At 68.1% G+C, this 22,493-nt stretch carries 20 protein-coding genes; 2 read left to right on the forward strand and 18 right to left on the reverse strand.

Annotated features, from left to right (window positions below):
* From bcsB to mnmA, 6 genes are all read right to left on the reverse strand, one after another.
* Positions 1-2,304, reverse strand: a complete 2,304-nt coding sequence (bcsB, locus tag PY257_RS12505) for a cellulose biosynthesis cyclic di-GMP-binding regulatory protein BcsB (protein ID WP_275742288.1) — start codon at positions 2,302-2,304, stop codon at positions 1-3.
* A gap of 45 nt (positions 2,305-2,349) precedes the next feature.
* Positions 2,350-4,578: a UDP-forming cellulose synthase catalytic subunit gene (gene bcsA / locus PY257_RS12510; protein ID WP_419095706.1), complete on the reverse strand. Its 2,229-nt coding sequence runs from the start codon at positions 4,576-4,578 to the stop codon at positions 2,350-2,352.
* Positions 4,575-5,354, reverse strand: coding sequence for a cellulose biosynthesis protein BcsQ (bcsQ, locus tag PY257_RS12515; RefSeq protein WP_275742290.1), 780 nt, complete (start codon positions 5,352-5,354; stop codon positions 4,575-4,577). The genes bcsA and bcsQ overlap by 4 nt, the downstream gene beginning before the upstream one ends.
* A complete protein-coding gene (bcsP, locus tag PY257_RS12520; RefSeq protein ID WP_275742292.1) occupies positions 5,351-5,908 on the reverse strand; it encodes a cellulose biosynthesis protein BcsP in 558 nt (185 codons plus the stop codon). Before bcsP ends, bcsQ begins: the two co-directional genes overlap by 4 nt.
* Positions 5,909-5,951: 43 nt before the next feature.
* The gene (bcsD, locus tag PY257_RS12525; protein WP_275742293.1) at positions 5,952-6,554 is read right to left on the reverse strand and encodes a cellulose biosynthesis protein BcsD; all 603 of its coding nucleotides are present in this window, start codon (positions 6,552-6,554) and stop codon (positions 5,952-5,954) included.
* A gap of 111 nt (positions 6,555-6,665) precedes the next feature.
* Complete coding sequence (gene mnmA, locus PY257_RS12530; protein ID WP_275742295.1) at positions 6,666-7,817, reverse strand: tRNA 2-thiouridine(34) synthase MnmA; 1,152 nt, start codon at positions 7,815-7,817, stop codon at positions 6,666-6,668.
* 73 nt (positions 7,818-7,890) lie between these two features.
* Here mnmA and traF point away from each other — a divergent pair, with 73 nt between their 5' ends.
* A complete protein-coding gene (gene traF / locus PY257_RS12535; RefSeq protein WP_275742297.1) occupies positions 7,891-8,430 on the forward strand; it encodes a conjugative transfer signal peptidase TraF in 540 nt (179 codons plus the stop codon).
* 283 nt (positions 8,431-8,713) lie between these two features.
* Here the strand turns inward: traF and PY257_RS12540 are convergent, their stop codons facing one another.
* The 12 genes from PY257_RS12540 to PY257_RS12595 form a co-directional block, all read right to left on the reverse strand.
* Complete coding sequence (locus PY257_RS12540) at positions 8,714-9,304, reverse strand: lysozyme family protein (RefSeq protein WP_275742299.1); 591 nt, start codon at positions 9,302-9,304, stop codon at positions 8,714-8,716.
* A gap of 20 nt (positions 9,305-9,324) precedes the next feature.
* Entirely contained in the window at positions 9,325-11,313 is a 1,989-nt protein-coding gene (gene trbL / locus PY257_RS12545; protein WP_275742301.1) for a P-type conjugative transfer protein TrbL, read from the reverse strand.
* 16 nt (positions 11,314-11,329) lie between these two features.
* Positions 11,330-12,139, reverse strand: coding sequence for a P-type conjugative transfer protein TrbJ (trbJ, locus tag PY257_RS12550; RefSeq protein ID WP_472924723.1), 810 nt, complete (start codon positions 12,137-12,139; stop codon positions 11,330-11,332).
* A 39-nt stretch (positions 12,140-12,178) separates the two neighbouring features.
* Positions 12,179-13,576: a TrbI/VirB10 family protein gene (locus tag PY257_RS12555; RefSeq protein WP_275742303.1), complete on the reverse strand. Its 1,398-nt coding sequence runs from the start codon at positions 13,574-13,576 to the stop codon at positions 12,179-12,181.
* Positions 13,577-13,580: 4 nt separating this feature from the next.
* Positions 13,581-14,129 carry a conjugal transfer protein TrbH gene (locus PY257_RS12560; RefSeq protein ID WP_275742305.1) on the reverse strand — a complete coding sequence of 183 codons (549 nt, stop codon included), beginning with the start codon at positions 14,127-14,129 and terminating at the stop codon, positions 13,581-13,583.
* Positions 14,130-14,134: 5 nt separating this feature from the next.
* Positions 14,135-15,085 carry a P-type conjugative transfer protein TrbG gene (gene trbG / locus PY257_RS12565; protein WP_275742307.1) on the reverse strand — a complete coding sequence of 317 codons (951 nt, stop codon included), beginning with the start codon at positions 15,083-15,085 and terminating at the stop codon, positions 14,135-14,137.
* 17 nt (positions 15,086-15,102) lie between these two features.
* Positions 15,103-15,882 (reverse strand): conjugal transfer protein TrbF, encoded by a 780-nt coding sequence (locus PY257_RS12570; protein ID WP_275742309.1) that lies wholly within the window; start codon positions 15,880-15,882, stop codon positions 15,103-15,105.
* Positions 15,879-18,437, reverse strand: a complete 2,559-nt coding sequence (locus PY257_RS12575) for a VirB4 family type IV secretion/conjugal transfer ATPase (RefSeq protein ID WP_275742311.1) — start codon at positions 18,435-18,437, stop codon at positions 15,879-15,881. The genes PY257_RS12570 and PY257_RS12575 overlap by 4 nt, the downstream gene beginning before the upstream one ends.
* Positions 18,434-18,745 carry a conjugal transfer protein TrbD gene (locus PY257_RS12580; protein WP_275742313.1) on the reverse strand — a complete coding sequence of 104 codons (312 nt, stop codon included), beginning with the start codon at positions 18,743-18,745 and terminating at the stop codon, positions 18,434-18,436. The genes PY257_RS12575 and PY257_RS12580 overlap by 4 nt, the downstream gene beginning before the upstream one ends.
* A 3-nt stretch (positions 18,746-18,748) precedes the next feature.
* Positions 18,749-19,183: a conjugal transfer system pilin TrbC gene (trbC, locus tag PY257_RS12585; protein ID WP_275742315.1), complete on the reverse strand. Its 435-nt coding sequence runs from the start codon at positions 19,181-19,183 to the stop codon at positions 18,749-18,751.
* Positions 19,184-19,196: 13 nt separating this feature from the next.
* A complete protein-coding gene (gene trbB / locus PY257_RS12590) occupies positions 19,197-20,162 on the reverse strand; it encodes a P-type conjugative transfer ATPase TrbB (RefSeq protein ID WP_275742317.1) in 966 nt (321 codons plus the stop codon).
* A gap of 407 nt (positions 20,163-20,569) precedes the next feature.
* Positions 20,570-21,079 carry an NUDIX hydrolase gene (locus PY257_RS12595; RefSeq protein ID WP_275742319.1) on the reverse strand — a complete coding sequence of 170 codons (510 nt, stop codon included), beginning with the start codon at positions 21,077-21,079 and terminating at the stop codon, positions 20,570-20,572.
* A 265-nt stretch (positions 21,080-21,344) separates the two neighbouring features.
* Between PY257_RS12595 and PY257_RS12600 the strand changes: the two genes are divergently transcribed.
* Positions 21,345-22,493 carry an NAD(P) transhydrogenase subunit alpha gene (locus PY257_RS12600; protein WP_275742321.1) on the forward strand — a complete coding sequence of 383 codons (1,149 nt, stop codon included), beginning with the start codon at positions 21,345-21,347 and terminating at the stop codon, positions 22,491-22,493.

A 22,493-nucleotide genomic window follows, 5' to 3' on the forward strand; every position in this document is an offset into this window, starting at 1 on the left:
TCAGTTCTTCGGCTTGAGCCGTGCACGGGCGCGCGCACGCAGCGAGAGGTACAGCAGCAGTGCGATCAGCAGGGCTGATGCCGCGCCGAGCACGATCAGCGTCAACGGGTTGCGCGACAGGAACCACTGCATGTAGATCAGCGGATTGAGGTGCCCCACGTAGTACGACTGTTCCGCTACCAGGCTGTCGATTTGCTTGCCGCGGATGACGGCCGTGCTGCCCTGGATACCCGTGACGAGATCGGGATCAAGCAGTGCGTTGACCGCCTGCTGCAGCCCCAGGGGCTGGTTGCTGGCCAGCACGACGACGCTGCGGCCGCTTTGCAGCGGCGACTCAAAGCCGGTGATCACGGCATCGGTGCTGTCGCTGTTGAACGAGACTTCGCTGCTGCGCGGCTTGGCACGGTCGCGCTGGTCCGGATCCCACCAGTCGAAGATGCGGTAGGCGAAGTCGGAGATCTGGAAGCGTTTGCTGCCGCCGTTCAGGCTGAATGGCAGCGCGTCGGCCCATTGGGTCAGCAATGGCTGGTTGGCGCTGGAGCCGATGACCAGCAGGTCCTTGTCGCGCAAGGCGTCGGCCTGCTGGGCCTGTGCCACTGTAACCGACGTGGCCGGATAGCCCGTGACGCGGCCCATGAGGCCCATGAGGCTCAGGAACGTGGAGTAGTCGCCCTCTGCAGGCTTGTCGGGCATGATGACGGCGGTTTCCGACAGGTCTGCCAGGCGCGTGAACGGAAAGCCGCTGTTGCTGAAGGCCGCGAGATCAGGCATGGCCAGAAAGTGCGAGAAGCCCGAGATGTCGACGGTCGAGTCGGGCTCTACCGTGCCGCGCACGTTGTCGAGCAGCACGTCCTTGCAGGCGCCCTGCTTGATGACGTCGTAGTAATAGTGGAACTGCAACTGCGTCTGCGCCGGCAGTTTGAAGAGGGGGATGCGAAACGCGTCCTCGGCCGGCAGCAGGTCATTTTCCGGCAGCACCTTGGCCGCCAGTCGGTTCAGCGCGTTGGGCTGCTCGTGGTTGACGGCCAGTAGTGGCAGGGAGCGCAGGAACTGCTGGTTGACGTTGATGTTCAGTGTCGACTTGTCGCGCGTGGGGCGTGCGGTATAGCGATACTTCAGTTCGACGGGGATGCCCTTTTCGCGCCAGGCGAACAGGTCGGGCGGCATGTGGAAGTTGATGCGGATCAGGTCTGGCGAGTAGCCCGCGACGTTGAGCGTCTGCTCTTCCACGAGTTCGCCGAACTTCACGGGCCGGTCGCCCGCGAGCCAGTTGGGTGCATCGTAGGGCTTGCGCGGCTTGAGCGCCTTCAGCTCGATGATGGTGGCCAATGCCCCCGACAGGGCTGGCGACCCTACGGTCACTGCGGCGGCGGCGGTCTTGATCTCCTTGGCGTCGCGCCCCGTGATCACGAGCAGTTTGCCTGTGGCGTCGTTGGGGTTGGCCATGACTGCGACGGTCGGGCCCTTGGGAGCAGGCAGCTCCAAGCCGCCTGGCCGCTCGTTGCCCAAGGCCAGCACGATGGCGTTGCCCTTGGCCGGAATCTGTCCGACGCTGGCGGGGAAGTCCGCCCTGCGGAAGCCGGCCAGCGAGCCGAACCATGACGACAGCGCGCCCGCGGCTTCGAGCTGGGTGGCGTTGGGTACGTTGGCGAATACGATGGGCAGCTTCAGCGGACGCACGTCGCGCCGATCGAAGAAGGGCTCGGGCAGCAGTGCCAGATCGTTGGCTTGGGCCACGGGCGTGACGGTGAGTTCGAGTTCGCTGTCGTTGCCTACGTTGGCCCAGAGGCTCGAATGGGCCGGGTCTTCGCAGTCCAGCGTGTAGTGGCCGATCAGTTCGAGGTTGAGGCGGTTGAACTCGGTGATGAGACGTGGCGGGATGTTGATCTCGCGCTGCAGGCTCATGCCGCCCTGCTCGTTGGGTACGGGGATGGTGGCGGCCACCTGCTCGTTGAGCAGCACCCGGATGTGCGACAGCTCGTTGATGAGCGCCGGTGAATAGGCGTAGTTCAGGCGCAGGCGTGCGGCTGTGACCACCTCGTCGTTGCGGATGCTGAAGGCCACGCCGCTGTTGCCCTGCACGCCGCGCAGTTGCAAGGGGAACAGTGCGCCGAGTTGTTTCAGCGTGACGCGGTAGGTGCGCCCGCCCGCGGGGACGGGTGCAGGAGCCGTTTCGAGTACGTCGGAGTTGACGTTCGTCGTGCGCGTGGCTGCCGTTGCATCAAGGGCGGCGGGCGTGGTCGCCAGCAGCGCGATGGCCATCATGGAGGGCAGCAGGCGCGCGCCCGGACATGGTGCGGGCATGGCGGCGTGCCTTGAGGAGATTGAAGTCATGTATTTTTCTATTTTCTAAGTGGAGGCTTCGGAACGGGAGACCGCACGGCGCGGGCGGACGATCTTCACGACATTGCCCAGCACCTGGCCAAAGCCCCGAATACCGATGGCAAAGACGCTCTTGAGCGAGGTGAGGGGCTTGTCGCGCTGGCGCTGGCCCCAGCTCTTGACCCAGGCGTCGGCGCGAGCGAAGGTGAGAGAGGCGAGCTCTGCCTGCTGCTGCAGGCTCAGGTCGTCGAAGCGCACGCCGAGCCGGCCATTGCCGCTGAACGTCACCACGGCCGGAAAGGTGCCTTCCACGTCGGAGCGGAACAGAGAGATGTCGATGCGGCTTCCCGTCGCCAGGTGGGTGCCTGGCGGCACGGTCAGCGCGAGTCCGTTGTGGGAGAAGTCGCCCGTCTCGCACACCAGCGTCCTGCCGTCGGGGAAGCGGATGGCCGCTGGCAGCGCCGCGGTAACGCGTGGCGTGCTGCGGACCTGCCGGGTTTCGCTGGCGACGGCCAGGCTGGCGCTGGTGAGGATGATGTTGTAGAAAGTCCACACCATGTTGATGATCAGCGTGGTGGTTTCCGCGCCTGAACCGAACACCAGATGCCAGATGCCCACGCCGAAGCCGAACAGGTTGACCACCAGCAGGAACAGGTAGGGCCGCGCGATGGACCAGTCGAAATAGGCTTCTTCGATGATCCCGCCCTTGGCCGTGACGTTGAACTTGCCGAGCTTGGGGTTGGCGAAGGCGACCAGCACGGGCCGCATGATGTACCAGGCGAGCACGGATTCGTACACCTCGTTCCAGAACGAGTAGCGGAAACGGCCCTGGATGCGAGAGTTGGTGATGCTGGCGTGCGCCAGGTGCGGCAGTGCGTAGGCGGTGATCATGAGCGCGGTGGCCTGGAACACATGGGCGCCGAATAGCAGGTAGGCCAGTGGCGCGGTCAGGAACACCAGTCGCGGCAGGCCGTAGAAGAAGTGCAGCATGGCATTGAGATAGCACAGCCGCTGCCCGAAGTGCAAACCGGGCCCGAGCAGCGGATTGTCGATGCGGCAGATCTGCGCCATGCCGCGCGCCCAGCGGATGCGCTGGCCCACGTGTCCCGACAGACTTTCGGTGGCCAGCCCTGCGGCCTGGGGAATTTCGAGATACGCGGTGTTGTAGCCGCGGCGGTTGAGCTTGAGCGCGGTGTGCGCGTCCTCGGTCACGGTTTCCACCGCGATGCCGCCCACCTCCATCAGCGGCGCGCGCTTGATGATCGCGCAGGAGCCGCAGAAGAACGCCGCGTTCCACAGGTCGTTGCCGTCCTGCACGATGCCGTAGAACAACTCACCCTCGTTGGGCATGGCATGGAAGGTATCGAGGTTTTTCTCGAACGGGTCGGGCGAGAAGAACACGTGCGGCGTCTGCAACATGGCGAGTTGCGGGTCGCGGATGAACCAGCCCATGCAGACCTGCAGGAACGAGCGTGTGGGAATGTGGTCGCAATCGAAGATGGCCACATAGTCCGAACTGGTGGTCTTGAGTGCCGCGTTGATGTTGCCCGCCTTGGCATGGGCGTTGTTGTCGCGGATCAGATAGCCCACGCCGAGCTCTTCGCAGAAAGCACGGAATTCGGGCCGCCGTCCGTCGTCGAGCACATACACGTGCAGCCGGTCGCTGGGCCAGTCCAGGCTTATGGCCGAGAACACGGTCTGCCGCACGACATCGAGTGGCTCGTTGTAGGTGGGGATGAAGACATCCACGCTGGGCCAAGTCGCCATGTCCGCAGGCATGGGCACGGGGCGGCGCTGCAGCGGCCAGGCGGTCTGGAAATAGCCGAGCAGCAGCACCAGGAGCGCATACAGTTCCGCCAGCAGGAGGCCGTAGCCGAAAAAGGCGTCAATGGGGTTGTCGAACCCTATCGTGTCCGTCAGGCGCCAATAGATATAGCGCATGGACGCGGTGATGGACAGCACGGTCATTGCCAGCGTGGTCATGCGTCCCGGGGTCTTGTTGAGCAGCATTGCGCCAGCGAAGCTGCCTGCGGCGAAGATGATCTGGCCCGTCAGATCGAGCGGCACGCTCACCACGATGACGAACAGCACGCCGGCGAGGATGGAGACCGCAAGGCGCACCGCCGGATGCTGCCAGAGCGGTGCGTTGGCGATGCGGTGGGCCATTGCGCGCCAGTGGCCTTGGGGGCCTTGCGGGTTTGCATCGGCCTTTTCGTCGGCTTCCGTCTGTTGGTCGTTCAGCAGGGTGACGCTCATGGGGCCGCTTTCTGTATCTTTGCCAAACTGGCAGCCACACGCTCGGCGCAGGCAATGAAGTCGTGCGTGGCCTGGCTGTTCGGGTCGTAATCCAGCGTGTTCTTGTCGTAGGCCAAGGCTTCGCATACGGCCTGGTCTTCGTGGATGGTGCCCGCCAGGTGATCGCCTACGTTCTGGCGCATCACGCGCGTGATGTCCTTGGACAACTGGCGCGCATTGTTGACCTGGTTCACGATGTACAGGCAGTCGCCGAAATCCGCGCGCGGCGCGCAGTAGGTCTGCACCAGCCGCTGCATGAGTGGCAATGTCGCGTAGGACGCGGCATCCGCCAGCATGACGATGATCGTCAGTTGCGCCGCGCCTAGCGCTTGGCGCATGTAGACAGACGGGCCGGGTGGCGTGTCGAGCAGCACGATGGCATCTGGCGGCAGGTCGAGGCTGCGCAGGTGGCGCACCAGCCAGTCGGGGTGGCCGTCGATGTGCGCCTCCAGGGCCATGCGGTCGTCTTCCGTGACGACGCCGTAGGGCAGTACGTAAATGCCGAGGCCTTGCTCGAAGCAGGCGCTGCGCCATTCCTGCGAAGCCAGCGTGGCACGCGAGAGCCCGCGCAACTCACGCGGCGGAATGCCGAAGTGCAGGCCCAGGGCGTTCTGAGGGTCCAGGTCGACAACCACCACCGTTTTGCCGCTCTGGCGAGCCAGCGCGGTGGCCAGGTTGGCGGTGACCGTGGTCTTGCCTACGCCGCCCTTGGCGGAAACGACGGCGATGATCTTCATGGATTCCCTCGGGGGAGGATGCGTGCACCCCCAAGGCGCGCGAACAGTCCTTTCAGGTCGCTGGGGCGCGTGGCGCCCGGCGTCTCCTCGTCCGCAGCGGCCGACGCGGGGCGCGCAAGCCGCGCCAGGGGGGAGGTGCCCTGCAGCACGGGCTCCGACGTCCTTTTTTTCGGCATGGCCGCCGCCGGCGGCGGCGTTGCTGCGGCCGTGAAATGCGGGCTGACGGGCTGTGCGCTGGCCGGGAAGACGAGGGAAACAGGTGCTGGCGCCACGGTTGCGGGGGGTAGCGGCTCCAGGGCGGGGAGCGCCGGCGGCGGTGCTGCATGCCACGGCGACGGCACGGCGCTTGCCGGTGCGGGGGTGGGCGGGGATACCAGATTCTCTGCGGGCTGCACGGGCGGAACCTGTTCACCCACTGCGGCATCAAGTGCGGAGAGTAGCGGCCAGCGGGCCCGTGCAAGTTGAGAATCGTGGCCCTGGGCTATTTCCTGGTACGAGTCTGCCTTGCCGCCGAATTGCTGGAACAGGTTAACGATGTCGTCGGATTTTTGCATGCGTGGTGGACAAGTCGAACGTTTCGGTCGGCCCGGGCGACGGTTACCGGGACAGGTGAAATACGGCGGAACCCCAGGCGTCCGCAGGGGCCGTCAGCACCACGCGCAGGCCTTCGGAGCCCGCGGCATCGAACCAGCGCTGGTAGACGCCTTGCAGAAATCCGCTGGACCAGGCCGCGTGCTCGCGTCCGAAGGCCGCAACCAGGGGCGAATAGTGGTGGGTGATTTTGAGGTGCTCGGCATGCTGGGTGAGTAGCACATATCCCCAGTCGAGTTCCATCCAGATGCGCGACATGGCCTGCTGGAGCTCTTCGAGCGTCTGGCACGGGCCGGGAGCCTGCTCGGACGCGAACCGCGTGCCGACGCGGGCCATCAGCGTATGCAGGTCCTCGGGGGCGAGTGCAGAGACGAATTCCGCGCCCAGCGCATGCAGGAAGCCGCGCCATTGGCGCGCGCATTGCTGTTGGCTGATATAGGAAGCCGCAGCGGCAGAGGTATCGGCAAGGGCAGTTTGGGCCATAGATGAAAACCAGAAGAGGAAGAGCAAACCCGGTGCATCGGCAATGCGCGCAAGTTTCGGGCCTATTGCTTTCGTTTCAATTTGTTGAAACAACCAAATCCCATGGCAATCTGGGATTTTCGCCAAGCATGGCGGTTTTTGGTGATCTGGTTGCGCGGATTCACAATCTTTTGCAGTCCAGGATGCGCGCCCGCCCAGCGCATCATCTTTCTGAAATTGCGCCGTGTTACAAGTTGTTTAACAGTGTAATCGGTCCATATTTGCGCACGGAGGGAAAGTTTCCGTGATGATCCCGCCGCCCAGGCAGATGTCGCCGTCATACAACACTGCCGACTGGCCGGGGGTCGCGGCCCATTGCGGCGCCGCGAAATCCAGCGAGAAAGCGCGTTCGCCGCGTACGGCCAGCGTGCATGCCGCATCGCTTTGGCGGTAGCGCGACTTCGCCGCATAGGCTCCCGGCGCGGGCGGCTCGCCCGCTACCCAGCTTGCATCGTCTGCGTCCAGGCGGTCTGCCTGCAGCCACGGATGCGCGTGCCCCTGCACCACCCAGAGGGTATTGGCCGCCACGTCCTTGCGCGCCACGTACCAGGGGTCATGCGCCCCTGCGCCACGCGGCACGCCCTTCTCCTTCACGCCGCCGATCCCCAGGCCCTGGCGCTGGCCCAGCGTGTAGAAGCTCAGGCCCTGGTGGCGGCCCAGCACGCGCCCGCGGTCGTCCTTGATGGGGCCGGGCGCCTTGGCGATGTAGCGTTGCAGGAATTCGCGGAACGGGCGCTCGCCGATGAAGCAGATGCCGGTGGAATCCTTCTTGCGTGCGTTGGGCAGGCCGATTTCCTCGGCAATGCGGCGCACCTCGGTCTTGTGCAGCTCGCCCACGGGGAACAGCGTTTTGGACAGCTGCGCCTGGTTCAGCCGGTGCAAAAAATAGCTTTGGTCCTTGCTCGGGTCCAGCCCCTTGAGCAGCTCGAACAGGCCCGTGGCTGCGTTCTGGCGCACACGCGCGTAATGCCCGGTGGCAATCTTCTCGGCACCCAGGCGCATGGCGTGGTCCAGAAAGGCCTTGAACTTGATCTCGGCATTGCACAGCACATCGGGGTTGGGCGTGCGCCCGGCCTGGTACTCGCGCAGAAACTCCGCAAACACGCGGTCCTTGTAGTCGGCGGCAAAGTTGACATGTTCGATCTCGATGCCGATCACGTCGGCCACGGCGGCAGCGTCCACGAAGTCGATGTTGGACGAACAGTATTCGCTGTCGTCGTCATCCTCCCAGTTCTTCATGAAGATGCCGATCACCTCGTGGCCTTGCCGCTTGAGCAGCCAGGCTGTCACGGCGGAATCCACACCCCCGCTCAGGCCGACGACGACACGCTGTTTGGAATTGGCAGTCATGGCTGCCATTGTATTTTTGGGCGGCAGCCGCAGGGGGCGGGCATGGGCAATACACAGCCCCGAAAATATCCGCATGCAGCACCGCCCCTTCCAGCGCGCGATGGCGCGCATCGCCATCACCATCGCCGCCGCGCTCGCGCTGGCCGCCTGCGGCTACGGAGCCGGCGCGCGCGTCAACACCACCCGCAGCATCCCCGTGGGGCTGTACTGGACCAGCGCCGCGCCCATTGCCCGGGGCGCCTACGTCATGTTCTGCCCGCCGCCCGCGCCCGCCTTCGACGAGGCCCTGCGCCGGGGCTACATCGGCGCCGGCTTCTGCCCCGGCGGCTACGGCTACATGATGAAGCGCGTGCTGGCCGCCGCAGGCGACGCGGTGGCCGTGGCCGACGACGGCGTGCGCGTCAACGGCGTGCTGCTGGCGCACAGCGCCCCCATCGCCGCCGACAAGGCCGGGCGCCCCCTGCCGCGCTACCGGTCCGGCGCCCGCGTGCTCGGCGGCGCGCAACTGCTGCTCATGTCGGACGTCAGCGCCACCTCCTTCGACGGCCGCTACTTCGGCCCCATCGACCGTGCGCAGGTTCAGGCCGTGGTCCGCCCGATCGTCACCTGGTAGAAGGGGCCGGTCGCCGGGCCATGCGGCCCGAGCCGCCGTCGCCCGGAAAGCGTGTTGTGCGGCTGCGCGTCGCATGGCCTTGCTGCCTGGCTTGCATACTCCCCCATACCCATCTTCCTACCGCAATGAAAACGGGCGGTAGAGCGGCATACTCCCCCTATTTCTCCGCTCCAGTGCAGCGTCGCAGGCATCGGCAGCGGCGCCGGCGCCGATGGGCCGCGTGCGCCGCACCGGCCATGGCAGGGCCTTCTTCCAGGACGGTGAGGCGGCGCGGCGCGGCGGGTCAAGGCGGCGCCGCGCCCTCGGCTGTCTTGAACGAGATGGCGCGCGGCACGTAGCCCGCGAGCGTCGCCCGGGATGGCGCGGGCCGGATCGTTGCCGCCGCCGGAGCGGGCGTGGGCCGTGCCGGGGCCGGGGCGCTGTGCCCGCCCACGTCGCGCGTGGCGAGGCGGGCTTCGAGCCAGCCGGCCCACCGGGCCGCGCGGCGCATCAGGTCGGCGCGGTAGACGGCGTTGTGGCGCGGCGTGCGGGAGTGGTAGTTGGCGGCGCGGGTCCACAGGTCGCCCGCGTCGTTGCGGATGTGCATGCGCAGCCGCCAGGCGGCCAGGTCGTAGGGGTAGCAGCCGGCGGCGGCCACATCGGCGGGCTCGATGCCGTAGCGCGCCAGGTCGGCCAGGTAGGCGGTGTTGAACTGCATGGGGCCGACGTCGTGCGTGCCGTTGGCGTTGCGCACCCACTGGCCGGGTTGACCGGCCTCTTTCTCGGCCACGGCCAGCACGATGTTGGCCGGTACCTCGTACCGGGCGGCGGCCGAGACGGAGCACACGACGCGCTCGCGCATCTGCGGCGGCAGGTCGGCGGCGAACTGGGGCATCGGCGGCGCGCTCTGCCGGGCTACGTGCCGCCGCCCGGGTTGCGCAGGGCGAAGGCGGCCACTTCGGCGGCGAGTTCGGGGTGCAGGGGCGCCGCCAGCCCCCCCGCGCCGCCGGGGTGCGGGAAGGGCTGCGAGGGGGTGTCGATGCCGGGCATGCCGCCCCCGCCGTGAACGGAGGTGCGCAAGGTGGCGGCGACGGTGCCCTGCGCGGTGGCGTGGATGCGCTGGTCGACCGTCACGTCGCGGATGACGGAGGCGGGTGCGGGCTGCGCGGGAACGTCCATCCCCATCGCGCCCGTGTCGTGGCGCTGGAGCCGCATGGCGGCGTTGGCCGTGCCATCGGCGGAGCCAGCGGGGCCGGTGGCGCGCTGGTCCACCGCCACGTCGCGGACGACGGAGGCGGGCGCGGGCTGGCGAGGGGTGTCGATGCTTTCCGCGCCCGCGCCCTGGCCCTGCGCGCGCATGCCGGCGGCGAGCGCACCGCCCGCGGCGAGCCCGGCGGCGGCCTGCTGCGGGGCCGCCGCGCCGCCGGGGCTCGCCGCATTGCCCGCGGGCTGGGCGGCGTGCAGAGGGGCCGTGAGTGCGGCCTCCTGTGCCGGTACCGCGCTGGCGGATGCCGCGCCCGGGGTCTGCGCGGCGGGGCCTGCGGGGACGGCGGGGGGCTGAACGTTCGGGGCTTGGGCGTTCTGGGCCGGCGACCGGGCCTCCTGCGCCATGCCTTGCCGGGGGCCGCCGTCGCCCGCTGGCTGCGCGCCGCCTGGGCCTGGAGCCATGCCGCCTGCGCCGCCGCCCAGGGAGCCGGCAAAGGCGAAGCCGGCGGCCTGCGCGAACGGCGAAGGGCCGGGGCCGGCGGAGAAGCCGGGTTCGCCGTCGTCCATCATCACCGCGGCGCCGCCTGTGGCGGACGGGCCGGCGCTGAAGCCGGCCAGCATGTCCGCGCTGGCGGGCGGCGCGTCCTGGCGTGCCCGGGTGAATGCCTCCATGACGGCGGAGGTGCCGCTGGCGACATGCGCCGCGCCGGCGGCCAGCGCCGCGCCGCCGGTGGCGGCAGCGGCCACCGCCATGCCGGCGGCGCCGGGGGTGGCGCCGCCGCTCCAGATCTGGCCGATGCCCTGGGTGCTGACGCTGGCGCCGGTGACGATGCCGGCGATGACGCGCGGCACCCGGTTGATGAGCGCCAGCAGGATGATGCAGACGATGAGCATCACGCCCAGTTCCTTGAGGCTGATGCCGGCGCTCATGCGCGCGTAGTAGTCGTCGAGGAAGGCCTTGCCGATGTTCGCCAGCAGCACCACGGCCATGAGCTGCGCAGCCAGGGCGATGACGACCTTGTAGTAGCTGATGGCGATGTCGGAGGTCCAGCGCGCGCCGCCGAAGCCGAGGAAGAACACGCCGCCGTAGGCCAGCACCCAGCCCGAGACGAGCAGCAGCAGCATGTTGACGCCTACCAGCGCCAGGATCACCAGGATGGCCGTGGCCAGCAGCAGGCCGAACATGCTGTCCACCTGCGACCACACCTGCGACTGGTCGAGCACCTTGTTGAAGATGGCGAAGCCCACGTCCACGATGCCCGAGGGCGCGAGCGTGCTGCCCGTGCCGGTGGCGTCGCCGGCGAGCTGCCGCAGCGACGCGTAGATGGAGGTGGCGAAGTTGGGCCCGTTGGTCAGTGCCCACCAGAACAGGCCGGTGAAGATGGTGAAGCGCACGAACTCGGCGAAGAAGTCGCCGATGTCGGCCTTGCGCAGGGCCATCATGCCGAAGGTCCAGACCATCGAGATGACGACCAGCGTCCAGAACAGCCAGGTGGCCGACGAGGTGACGGCGTCGGCCCAGGTGCTGGCGACGGCGGCATAGCGGTCGAGGATGTTGTCCATCACCCCGGCGCTGTCGATCTGCGCGCGGGCGTCGGCGGCGTGGAGCGCCAGCCAGGCGAGCAGCGGCAGGGCGCGGGCCGCCGCCGGCCTGGCGCACCGGCCGGCGGCCAGGGCGGGCGCCTGGAGGGCTCTCATGGGTTCTCCGGCTCCCTCACCAGTTGCGGGCCGGGCTGGCGTGGTAGCTGCCCTGGCGCAGTTGGATGGCCGCCGCGGTTTCCTGCGCGTTCTTGTCGGTCTGCGCCTGCATCTGCGTGGTCAGCGCGTTGTGCTGGGCGATCAGCAGGCCGCGGATCTGCAGCAACTGGTGGGCCTGCTCGCTGGCGAGCTGGTTGGCGTAGCCCAGGGCCTGCATCTGCCCGATGGCGCCCTGCGCGGCGGCCTGGAGGCGCTCCAGCGTGGCGGCGTCGTTCTGGAGATTGTCCTGCTGCAGGTCCAGGCCCTTGAACAGCGCGTCGTTGGCCTTCTTGCGCGACTGGCTGGCGAGTTCGCGCACGCTGTTGACGGCGCTCCATTCGGCGGCGGAGCAGCCCGCCGGGGTGAAGCACGGGGAGGCTTTGTAGTAGTCCAGGTCCTGGAACTTGCCGAGGTAGCTGTCGAGGCTGCCGAGCTGGCCCTTGTAGTACCTGAGCGTGTCGGTGGCCTCCAGCAGCGCGCGGATGGTGGCCCGCGCCTGGTCCCAGATGTAGGAGGACGGGGGCAGCGTGTTCTGGACCTGGTTGTTGTACTGCTGGTTCTGGAGCGTGTACTGCTGGTTCTGCATGGTGTACTGCTGCATCTGCGTCGTGTACTGCTGGATTTGCATTTCGTACATCGCGATGAGCTTGAGCGTCTGCGCCGCGCTTTCGATGGCGGTGATGGTCGTCTGCGCCAGGTTGCCGGGGTCGGTGACGACGAACTGCGCCCGCGCGGGCAGGGCGGCGCCGGCCACCGCGAGCGCCGCCGCGGCAAGGGTGGCCCGCAATCTTGGGGATTTCTGCTGCTGCATGGCGAGGCACTCCGATCAGTAATCGAACGGGCGGTACGGCTTGGAGAATGTCATGTCCTTCGTGACGACGACATTGAAGCGGTAGCCGGGCCGGATTTCCAGCGTGGGGGCGATGTTGAGGTTCTTGGCGATCATCTGCGCCGTGACCTGGCCGAGCTGCTGGCCCAGGGCTTCGCTGAGGGCGCTGCTGGCGCTGGGGGCGTTGTTGTTGCTGTTGTTCTGGTTGTTGTTGCGGTCCTGGCTGTAGGTGATGCCCGCAGTCACGCCCGACATCAGGAAGGCTGAGAGGAAAATGCGCACGTAGTGGTTGTTGACCTGGTCGGTGAAGCCCGCGTAGCCGGCGCTGTCGGCGCCGGGCATGGCGCCGATATCCATGGCCTTGCCGTCGGGGAACACGATGCGCTGCCACGCGATCAGCACGCGCGCCTGTCCGTAGGCCACGTCGCTCGAATACATGCCCACCAGGCGCGCGCCTTGCGGGATGAGCAGGTGCTTGCCGGTCGGCGTGTCGTACACGCTCTGCGCGACCTGGGCCGTGATCTGGCCCGGCAGGTCGGAGTTGATGCCGGAGATGAGCGTGGCGGGCACGACGAAGCCGGCGCGCAGCTCGTAGGGGGAGCGCGGCGCCTCGGTCTGGTTGTCGAGCTTCCAGCGGTCGCCCGGGCCGTTGGCGCCGAACTGCGCGTAGCTTTTGCCGCCGCTACCGCCGCTGCCGCCGTCGTTGCCGGGGGCGGCGGTTTGCAGCAGTTGCGGCGCGCCACCGTCCGCCCCGCCGCCTGCGCCAGCCGCTCCGCCGCCGCGGATTTGCGCCAGCCGGGTCTGGTAGGCGCTGGTCGGGTCGTCGCCGCGTTGCCGCGGCGACCCAGTGTCGGCAGCGTTGGCGTCGCGGGTCTGCGCCGCCGCACCGCGGGGGGCGGAGCCGCTGCTGCGCGGCGCGTCGATGCGCACGGTGGTCTTGGCCTTCACCGCCTCGTCGAGCATCTGCAGCTTGGTCATGCGGATGCGGCGGGCTTCCTCGTCGACGGCGGTTTGCGCGGGCTGCGTGGCCTGGAGGGGCGGCAAGGGCGGCGCGTCCAGGCTCTCGGGCCGGGCGATCAGCACCGGGGACGGGGGTGCGTCGAGGCTGGCCGCCGGCATGGTGGGGACCGCGGGTGGAATGAACCCGCCGGTCTGGCCGCCCACGATTTCCTTGGCAAACAGTGACGTGCTGCCGACCTTGTCCTGCTGCTGGGTGCCGGGCGCGTTCTGCTGCGCCGAGCGGTCGGCGGCGACGATGGCCATGATGAGCAGGAACGTGCCCAGCACACCCGCGAGGATGTACATGGGCATGTTGTTGACGCGGCGCACGCCCGACGCCTGCGCCGTCGCGTCGGGCGCGGTGGCGGGCGCCATGGGATCGGTTTGTCCAGTCATGTCGCTACTCCTTGCGCACCCAGTAGCCGGCGGGGGTGAAGGCGCCGTTGGCCTCCAGGTAAGGGCGGGTGAGGGATTGGTCGCCGACCAGCAGGGTCAGGCGGTACAGGTTGGAATAGGTCGCCTGGTCCAGCACGTAGCGCAGCGGCAGCACCGCCGGGGTGGCGGGGGCGCCAGCGACGTCGGTGGGCGCGCTGGCCAGGGCCTGCGGGGCCTGCGGGGCCTGCGCCTTGGCGCCCGCCGGGTCGAACTCCTGCAAGGCATAGCCCTTGTCGCGCAGCGCCTTGACCAGGAACTGGCCGAACGCGTCGGGCGTGGGCTGCTGTAGCTCCAGGCGGGTCTTGGCCGGCAGGTAGAGCGCCGCGAGTCGCTGCGCCGCGGCGTCCGCGAGTTGCTGCTGGCGCTCGGCGGCGACGGTCTGGACGAAGTTGCCGTAAGGGGACGCAGGGGTGGCGCAGCCGCTCAGCGCGAAGGCGAGCGCGCAGGCCAGCATGCAGACGGGCGCGGCGCTGGGCGTGCGGGTGGGCGCGAGGGCGGGTGCGGTCTTGCGCATGGCGTTCACTTTCTGCGGGTGATCGTCACGCGGTCCTGCCCGCCGCCCACGCCGGCGATCAGGATGGCGCGGTCGAAGACCGTATCGACGACGTAGCGGCTGCCCTGCACGCGGTAGTTGACCATCACCGTGTCGTCGTCGCTGAACAGGCCGCCTTCCTGGCGCACGACCAGCAGCGTCGGTGCCTCGGTCTGCGCCATCGCGCCCGGCATTTCGATGATGGTCTTGCGGCCGTCGTTGTAGACGCGCACCGGCTTCCACGACGCCGTGCCGGCGAGGTCGTAGTCGAATGAGAGGTCGCCCAGGTACTCGCCGGTCTGCGGAATGGTGCGCTCGCTGCGCTCGCGCGTCTCGCGCTTCTTGACTGCCTCCCACTTGGCGAGGGCGTCCTCGGGGTACGCGAACGCGACCTGCGGCATGTATTCGGTGCGGTGCGAGCGCAACCGCAGGTGGTAGGCGCGGCGGTTGGTGGTGACGACCAGGCTGGTGGCCAGGCCCACGTCCATCGGCTTGATGATGAGGTGCTGGGTTTCGCCGGCGCCGCTGCCGGTGATGGCCGGCTCGACCAGCCAGCGCGCAGTGTCGCCCAGGTTGATGGAGTTGACCTGCTCGCCGGGCTGCAAGGCCACGTCGCACACCTGGAGCACCGCGCACACGATGCTGGGTTGCTGCGCCCCGTACAGGAAGGTGATCGCTCCATTCGGGCCGGGGGCGGGCATGGGGCTGGCCTCGGCGCCGGTTTCCCAGCGCTTGGCGATGGCGATGGCCGCCTTTTCCTGCTCCGTCAGCGCCGGGCTGTTCTTGGAGAAGTATTTGTCGGTCAGGTCCTCGGCGGGGGCTGCGGCGTCGGCGGCAGGCGCCGCAGGCAGGACTGATTCGTCGCCGGGAGCGGCCCAGGCCCCTGCGGGCACGGCCAGCACGGCGCTCAGGAGCGCGGCGGAGATGTTCTTCTTCATGGTGGATAGCCTCGTCATCAAAGAAGGCGCGACCAGGAGAAATCGCGCACGTAGATGCCCATCGGGTTGTTGCGCAGTTGCTCGTCCGTGGTCTGCGTGGTGGGTTCGGAGACATGGACCGTGACCAGGGCGCGCATGGTCACCGGCGCGCCCTTGGGCACGCCCTGGCGGTCACGGACGAGTTCCTCCCAGTCGATCTGCCAGGTGTCGGGCGACTGCGGCAGCACCGACTTGATCTCGACGTTGACCATTTCCTTGGCCGCGCGCTTGAACGGGCTGGATTCGGGCGTGCCGTTGAGCCATTCGTTCATCTTGGCCGTAGCCGGGTCATTGGGCGACAGCTTGGAGTACACGCGGAGCACGGCCTTGCGCTCCAGGGCCACGTCGGGCGACACCATGCGGGCGTCGGCGATGAATTCGGCCACCGATGCGTGGATGATCCGGGGGTCGGCGCGGGCGGCGGCCTGCGCCGGGCCGGCGGCCAGCACCTGGCCGTGCTTGTCCACCTCCACCACGTAGGGGATGAACTTGGACTGGCTGCCGATGTAGATCACCCCGCCGACGCCGGCCAGCGCAATCAGCAGCGAGAGGATGCCGACCATCTGCCAGGTCTGCCGCGACGACACGACGGCGCCCACGTGCTCGTTCCAGGAGCGGCGGGCGGTGAGGTACGGGTTCTCGGCCTCGCCCTGGCGGCGGCCGCCGTCGAGCTTGGCGCTGGAGCGCCGGGGGTCGAGCGGGTCGTGGCTGGCGGGCCGCTTGAAGATCATGCCTTTCAGGGTGTCGGAGAAGCTCATGCGGCCTCCAGGTAATTGTTGAGGTTCAGGCCCCGGTCGGCCAGCCACTCGTGCACCCAATCATGGCCATACTTGGCTTCGAGGCTCTTGATGGTGGCGACCGATTCCTTGTCGGTCGCGCCGACGAAGGCCAGGGCCAGCGGGCCCAGGGCGAGGTCGTAGAGGCGGCGGCCGTTCTCCGACACGTAGTAGTAGTGGCGCTTCGGGATGGCGGTGGACAGGATTTCGAGCTGGCGCGTGTTGAGGCCCATGCGGCGGTAAAGCGCGGCGGTGTCCTCGTTGCGGGCGTAGATGTTGGGCAGGAAGATCTTGGTCGCGGTCGATTCGACGATCACGTCCAGGATGCCGCTGCCCGCCGCGTCGGACAGGCTCTGCGTGGCCATGAGGACGAGGCAGTTTGCCTTGCGCAGCACCTTGAGCCATTCGCGGATCTTGGCGCGGAACGCCGGGTGGCCGAGCATGAGCCAGGCTTCGTCGAGGATGATGACGGCGGGCTGGCCCTTCAGGCTGCTCTCGATGCGGCGGAACAGGTAGAGCAGAACCGGCAGCGCGTACTTCTCGCCCAGGTTCATCAGGTCTTCAATCTCGAACACCGTGAAGTCGGAGAGCGCCAGGCCGTCCTCCTCGGCATCGAGCAGGTGGCCCATCGCGCCGTCCACCGTGTACTGCTTGATCGCCTCGCGGATCGTCTCGTCTTGGATCGTCACGGAAAACTCCGAGAGCGTGCGCGCCCCGCTGGCGTGCATGCTCATGACCGCATTGCCGATCTCGTTGCGCTGCGCGGGCGTGGTGGCCACGCCGTTGAGCGACAGGATGGTGTCTATCCACTCCATCGCCCAGGCCCGGTCGCCCCGCGTCCCGAGGAACTGGAGCGGGCAGAAGGCCAGGCGACTGTCGTCGGCGGCCACGGTGAAGTGCAGGCCGCTCGTGCCCTTGGTGCCGGCCCGGATCCCGGCGGCGAGCGGGTACATCGACATGCCCTTGTCGAAGGCGTAGATCGACATGCCGGCATAGCGGCGGAACTGCGCGGCGATGATGCCCAGGTGCGTCGATTTGCCGGCGCCGGTCGGGCCGAAGATGAAAGTGTGGCCGAGATCGCGCACGTGCAGGTTCAGCCGAAAGGGCGTGGCGCCCACCGTGACGCAGTGCATCAGCGCGGGCGACAGCGGCGGGTACATCGGGCACGGCGCGGTGGCGCTGCCGGTCCAGATGGAGCTGGTGGGCAGCAGGTCGGCCAGGTTCATCGTGTTGATGAGCGGCCTGCGCACGTTCTCGACGCCGTGGCCCGGCAGACTGCCCAGATAGGCGTCGAGCGTGTTGATGGTTTCGATGCGGGCGGCAAAGCCCAGGCGGTTGACGGCCTTCTCGACTTGCAGCGCCGCGGTGCCGAGGCGGTCGCGGTCCTCGTCCATGAGCACGACGACGCTGGTGAAGTAGCCGGCGGCCACCAGGCCGCTGCTGACCTCGGCGATCGCGGCGTCGGCGTCGCCCACCATCGAGAGCGCATCCTGGTTGACCTGGCCGGTGCCGGTGTTGAACACCTGGTCGAAGAAGCCGCGCACCTTCTGCCGCCACTTCTTGCGGAACTTCTCCAGGTGCGCCAGCGACTCGTGCTGGTCCATGAAGATGAAGCGGCTCGACCAGCGGTATTCGCTGGGCAACTCGCCCAGGGACGAGAGGATGCCGGGCGCGGACTCCATGGGGAATCCCTCCACCGCGACCACCTGGATGAACCGGCGGCCAATCTTGGGCACGACGCCGCCCCAGAGCTCCTGCCCGCCGATCAGGGCATCCAGGTACATCGGGTTGTCGGGAAGCTGCATCGGGTGGTGCAGTCCCGTCACGCAGAACTGGAGCCAGCTCAGGAAGTCGTCGTGCGTGGTCTTGCGGCCCTCCTCGGTGACGATCTTCTGGCCGCGCAGCCGGGTCAGCTTGAGCGCGGAGGACAGGCGCGACTCCAGGCTGGTGGTTTCGCGCTTGAACTGCTCGATCAGGCTGGCCGTGCGGGCCTGGTGGCCCGGGGGCCGTGCGTCGTCGTCGAACATCAGCTCGACGAACCTGCGCTGGGCCAGCACCGGCGGGAACCAGGTGATGGTGAAGACGAAGTAGCCTTCGTACATCGTGCCCAGCCCCTCGAAGAGCTGGCGGCGCTCCTCGTCGATCGCGGCGGAAACCGGGTCGCAGAAGCGGGACACGCCTCCTTCGGAATATCTGGGCGCCGGGCGGCGCACGGCATCGACGTGCGCCATCCAGCCGCTGCCCAGGCTGGAGAGGGCCTGGTTGATGCGAAACGACACCGTTTCCCGCTGCTCATCGGTGCTGCTGGCGTTGTCGTCGCCCTGGTACAGCCAGGCGGCCATGAAGGCGCCGTTCTTGCATACGATCACGCCGTCGTCCACCACGGCGGCGTAGTTGAGCAAGTCGGCCAGGCCCGCGTCCCTGGAGCGGTGCTTCTTGAGCTTGACCTCGGCGTTGACCGCGCGGATGCGGGAGAACAGGATGAGCAGCAGCAGCACCCCGAGGAACGCAATGGCGAATGCGATCGCTTGGATCATTTGTACTGCGCCCCCTGGCTCGGCGTGTTGTCGCGGAAGGGCGTGCTGCGGGCCGGGTAGTAGGGCTTGTACCGGCGGTGCCGCAGGTAGACGTGGCGCAGTTTCGGGTCGGACTTGGCCATCAGTCGCAGGGCGAAGAGGGCGCCGAACCACAGCGCGATGCCGAACACCGTCGCCCGCATGTCCTGCGCGCTGAAGGTCAGCGCACCGGCCAGCAGGCCCGAGAACATCACCAGTTCACGGTCGCCACCCATGAACAGGTTCTCCCGGTTGCCGGCCCGACGGATGGGAATCGCGCGCAGCGCCATGGTTCAGCCGATCCGGCGCACCGTGGCGGCGTGGGTCGCCAGGCCCTCTGCCTGGTGCGGCGCGCCGCCGGTCAGGACGGCGATTTCCGCGCCGCGGCCGAAGAAGGTGCTCATCATGTTCTGCGCGCCCACCAGCAGGGCCATGACCAGGACGATGAAGATCAGGGTGCGGAAGAAGCCGTTGAGCTCGCCGCCGAAGATCAACACGCCGCCGGCGACGACGATGCCGATGATCGATATCGCGAAGGCCACGGGTCCTGTGACGGATGTGCGCAGGTTGGTCAGCCAGCTTTCGTACGGCAGGGAGCCGCCCGTGCCTTCGGAGGCGAAGGCGGCATGCGGGGCCAGCAGGAGGAACGTCAGGACGGCGAACAGGCCCAGGTAGAACAGGGCGCTGCGGGGGGCGCGGAACGCGGGGATGGCGGCTACTGCTTGCATGGTTCTCAACTCCTCAGAGGGTCTTGGTGGTGTATTGGCCGTTGGCGAACCCGGAAACCTCGAGGATTCCCTGGATGCGCCGCGAGCCGTCGGGCGTGCGGGCGATGTGGACGACCACGTGAACCGCCTCGCCGATCAGCGGTTCAATGGGTTTCGGGGAATCGGGGTGCATGCTGATGAGCATGGCGAGCCGGTCCAGCCCGGCGCGGGCGTTGTTGGCGTGCAGGGTGGCGGCGCCGCCCTCGTGCCCGGTGTTCCAGGCCATCAGCAGGTCCAGCGCCTCGGGGCCGCGCACCTCGCCGACGAGGATGCGGTCGGGGCGCATGCGCAGCGTGGTCTTCAGCAGCGCGGTCATGTCCACGTCCAGGCTGGTGTGGTACTGGACGTGGTTCTCGGCGGCGCACTGGATTTCGCCGGTGTCCTCGATGATGAAGACCCGCTCGGTGGGGTCCTGCACCACCATCTCGTGGATGATGGCGTTCACCAGCGTGGTTTTGCCCGAGCCGGTGCCGCCGATCACCAGGATGTTGCGGTGCGCCTGCACGGCGGCAATCAGCGATTCGCGCTGCTGCGCCGTCATGATCCCGCGCTCGACGTACTGCGCCAGGGTGAAGATGGCGACCGCCTTCTTGCGGATCGCGAAGGTCGGCGCGGGCACCACCGGCGGAAGCTGCCCGGCGAAGCGGGAGCCGTCTAAGGGCAGCTCGCCTTCGAGGATCGGCTTCTGCCGCGTGACCTCCTTGCCGTGGTAGCCGGCGACGGTTTCGATCACCGCCTGGGCCTGCGCCACGCGCATCGAGCCGATGCACTTCATCGGCTCGCCTAGGCGCTCCTGCCACAGCTTGCCGTCGGCATTGAGCATGATCTCGACGGTCCTGGGGTCGTTCAGAACGGCCAGCAGTTCCGGCCCCATGTCGCGTTCGAGCTTCTTCTTCGCGCGCTCCTTGATGGAGCTGAACTCCTGCTTTTGTTCGGTCATCTCGTCGGTCCCTGGAAGTCCACGCTGGGCGATCCGGCTTTCAAGAGGCGGTTCGGCGGGCGCAACCGCCTGCCGCGGGGCGACGATGCTCGTGGGCGCGGGGCAATCCTGGCGCGCCCCGCGAGGCGGGCTGCGGGTTGGATGCCCGGCCCGGGGCCTGGGGCCGGGCCTGCAAGAAGAAGGCAGGGGATGGGTCTTCTCTGCAAAGACGGTGCATGAGGTTCTCGGCGGCTTCGGAATGGCACAAGGGCAGAGGGATGCAGCGCTTGCGGCAATGGTTTCCGGATGCAGCCCCCCTCTCTTTGGCCCAGTCTAGGCAGGGGCTACTAGAAAGGCCATCCCCCGAAAGTGTGAATTTTTGGGGACTTTTGGGGATTTCCGAGGAATTACAACTTCGCTTGCAAGGGCTACGCCTGTGCTCCGGTCACCGACGGGTCGGTGTACACCAACTCGAGCGGGTAGCGCCGGCCCGCGAGGTAGTCCTCCAGGCAGCGCAGCAGCAGCGGGCTGCGGTGGCGCTCGGGGCAGGCGCGGATCTCGTCGGGCGTCATCCACAGCGTGCGCACGATGCCCGTGTCGAGCGCGCGCCAGGCGTGGTGCGTGCCCACCGCGCCCGCGAAGGCGAAGCGCAGGTAGGTCACGTCGTCGCCCGTGTCGCTGCGCCGGAAACGCGAGATGTATACGCCCACCAGCGCCGTGGGCGTGAAGTCGTAGGCCGATTCTTCCAGCGCCTCGCGCGCGCAGCCCTGGGCCGGCGTCTCACCCGGGTCCAGGTGCCCGGCGGGGTTGTTGAGCTTCAGTCCCTCGCTGGTGTGTTCTTCCACCAGCAGGAAGCGGCCCTCGTGCTCCATCACCGCCGCGACGGTGACATTGGGCTTCCATCGCGTCGTGGGGGCCGTGTTTTCCATGGCGCGCATTATCGGCATCCCGCTGCGGTTTCCCCCCGATGGCCCTGCACCGTGCTTCATGTAAGCTAGTGCAGTGTTCAACGCCAAGCAGCACATAAAACCGCGCCTTTTGACGCATGGCGGCGTTGCAAATCCTCGCGATAGCTACGGCTATCGCCGCGGTTTGCGCCTTGCCCTGCGCCAAAACGCATCGCTTTTATTGGTGCCGCCAAGCATCGAACACTGCACTAGCTGACAGCCTCATAACATTTATTAACGGGTCGAGGAGACTTCCATGCTGATCGGTGTGCCTGCCGAAACCTTGGCAGGAGAAACGCGGGTGGCTGTCACACCCGAGACGGCGAAGAAGCTCGTGGCGCAAGGCCATGGGCTGCGCATCCAGGCCGGTGCCGGCGCGGCGGCCAGCGCGCCCGATGCCGCCTATGCCGCGGCGGGGGCGGAGATCACCGACGCCGCAGGTGCCTTCGGCTGCGACCTCGTGCTCAAGGTGCGCCGCCCGTCCGATGCGGAAACCGCGTTGATGCGCCCCGGCGCCGCGCTGGCGGGCATGCTCGACCCGTTCGACGGTGCGGGTCTGCAGCGCTTGGCCGCCGCGGGGCTGACTGCCTTCGCGCTCGAAGCCGCGCCGCGCACCACGCGCGCGCAGAGCATGGACGTGCTGTCGTCGCAGGCCAACATCGCGGGCTACAAGGCCGTGGTGCTGGCGGCCAACCTGTACCAGCGCTTCTTCCCCATGCTCATGACCGCCGCGGGCACCGTGAAGGCCGCGCGCGTGGTGGTGCTGGGCGTGGGCGTGGCGGGGCTGCAGGCCATCGCCACGGCCAAGCGCCTGGGCGCGGTGATCGAGGCCAGCGACGTGCGTCCCGCCGCGCGCGAGCAGGTGGAGAGCCTGGGCGCGAAGTTCATCGACGTACCCTACGAAACCGACGAGGAGCGCGAGGCTGCCCAAGGCACGGGCGGCTATGCGCGGCCCATGCCGGCGGGCTGGCTGGCGCGCCAGCAGGCCGAGGTCGCCAAGCGCGTCGCGCAGGCCGACGTGGTCGTCACCACCGCGCTGATCCCTGGCCGCGCCGCGCCGGTGCTGGTGACCGAGGCGATGGTGCAGTCCATGAAGCCGGGCAGCGTGATCGTAGACCTGGCGGCGGGCAAGAAGGGGCCCGCGGATTCGACCGGAGCCCCTGCGGGCGGCAACTGCCCGCTCACCGAGGCGGGCCGGACGGTCGTGCGGCACGGCGTGACCATCGTGGGCGAGACCAACCTGCCCGCGCTCGTGGCCGCGGATGCGTCGGCGCTGTATGCGCGCAACGTGCTCGACTTCCTCAAGCTCGTCGTGGGCCCGGGCGGCGGGCTGAAGATCGACCTAGACGACGACATCGTGGCCGCCTGCCTGGTGGCGCACGCCGGCGAAGTACGGAGAAAGTAG

Source organism: Curvibacter soli, assembly GCF_029211125.1.
In the GTDB taxonomy this organism is placed as follows: Bacteria; Pseudomonadota; Gammaproteobacteria; order Burkholderiales; family Burkholderiaceae_C; genus Curvibacter_A; species Curvibacter_A soli.

Excerpts from the sequence above, each read along its gene's own strand:
- bcsB (WP_275742288.1), bottom strand. The coding sequence starts at position 2,304 with ATGCCCGCACCATGTCCGGGCGCGCGCCTGCTGCCCTCCATGATGGCC.
- bcsA (WP_419095706.1), bottom strand. The coding sequence starts at position 4,578 with ATGAGCGTCACCCTGCTGAACGACCAACAGACGGAAGCCGACGAAAAG.
- bcsQ (WP_275742290.1), bottom strand. The coding sequence starts at position 5,354 with ATGAAGATCATCGCCGTCGTTTCCGCCAAGGGCGGCGTAGGCAAGACC.
- bcsP (WP_275742292.1), bottom strand. The coding sequence starts at position 5,908 with ATGCAAAAATCCGACGACATCGTTAACCTGTTCCAGCAATTCGGCGGC.
- mnmA (WP_275742295.1), bottom strand. The coding sequence starts at position 7,817 with ATGACTGCCAATTCCAAACAGCGTGTCGTCGTCGGCCTGAGCGGGGGT.
- traF (WP_275742297.1), top strand. The coding sequence starts at position 7,891 with ATGCAGCACCGCCCCTTCCAGCGCGCGATGGCGCGCATCGCCATCACC.
- PY257_RS12540 (WP_275742299.1), bottom strand. The coding sequence starts at position 9,304 with ATGCCCCAGTTCGCCGCCGACCTGCCGCCGCAGATGCGCGAGCGCGTC.
- trbL (WP_275742301.1), bottom strand. The coding sequence starts at position 11,313 with ATGAGAGCCCTCCAGGCGCCCGCCCTGGCCGCCGGCCGGTGCGCCAGG.
- PY257_RS12555 (WP_275742303.1), bottom strand. The coding sequence starts at position 13,576 with ATGACTGGACAAACCGATCCCATGGCGCCCGCCACCGCGCCCGACGCG.
- PY257_RS12560 (WP_275742305.1), bottom strand. The coding sequence starts at position 14,129 with ATGCGCAAGACCGCACCCGCCCTCGCGCCCACCCGCACGCCCAGCGCC.
- trbG (WP_275742307.1), bottom strand. The coding sequence starts at position 15,085 with ATGAAGAAGAACATCTCCGCCGCGCTCCTGAGCGCCGTGCTGGCCGTG.
- PY257_RS12570 (WP_275742309.1), bottom strand. The coding sequence starts at position 15,882 with ATGAGCTTCTCCGACACCCTGAAAGGCATGATCTTCAAGCGGCCCGCC.
- PY257_RS12575 (WP_275742311.1), bottom strand. The coding sequence starts at position 18,437 with ATGATCCAAGCGATCGCATTCGCCATTGCGTTCCTCGGGGTGCTGCTG.
- PY257_RS12580 (WP_275742313.1), bottom strand. The coding sequence starts at position 18,745 with ATGGCGCTGCGCGCGATTCCCATCCGTCGGGCCGGCAACCGGGAGAAC.
- trbC (WP_275742315.1), bottom strand. The coding sequence starts at position 19,183 with ATGCAAGCAGTAGCCGCCATCCCCGCGTTCCGCGCCCCCCGCAGCGCC.
- trbB (WP_275742317.1), bottom strand. The coding sequence starts at position 20,162 with ATGACCGAACAAAAGCAGGAGTTCAGCTCCATCAAGGAGCGCGCGAAG.
- PY257_RS12595 (WP_275742319.1), bottom strand. The coding sequence starts at position 21,079 with ATGCGCGCCATGGAAAACACGGCCCCCACGACGCGATGGAAGCCCAAT.
- PY257_RS12600 (WP_275742321.1), top strand. The coding sequence starts at position 21,345 with ATGCTGATCGGTGTGCCTGCCGAAACCTTGGCAGGAGAAACGCGGGTG.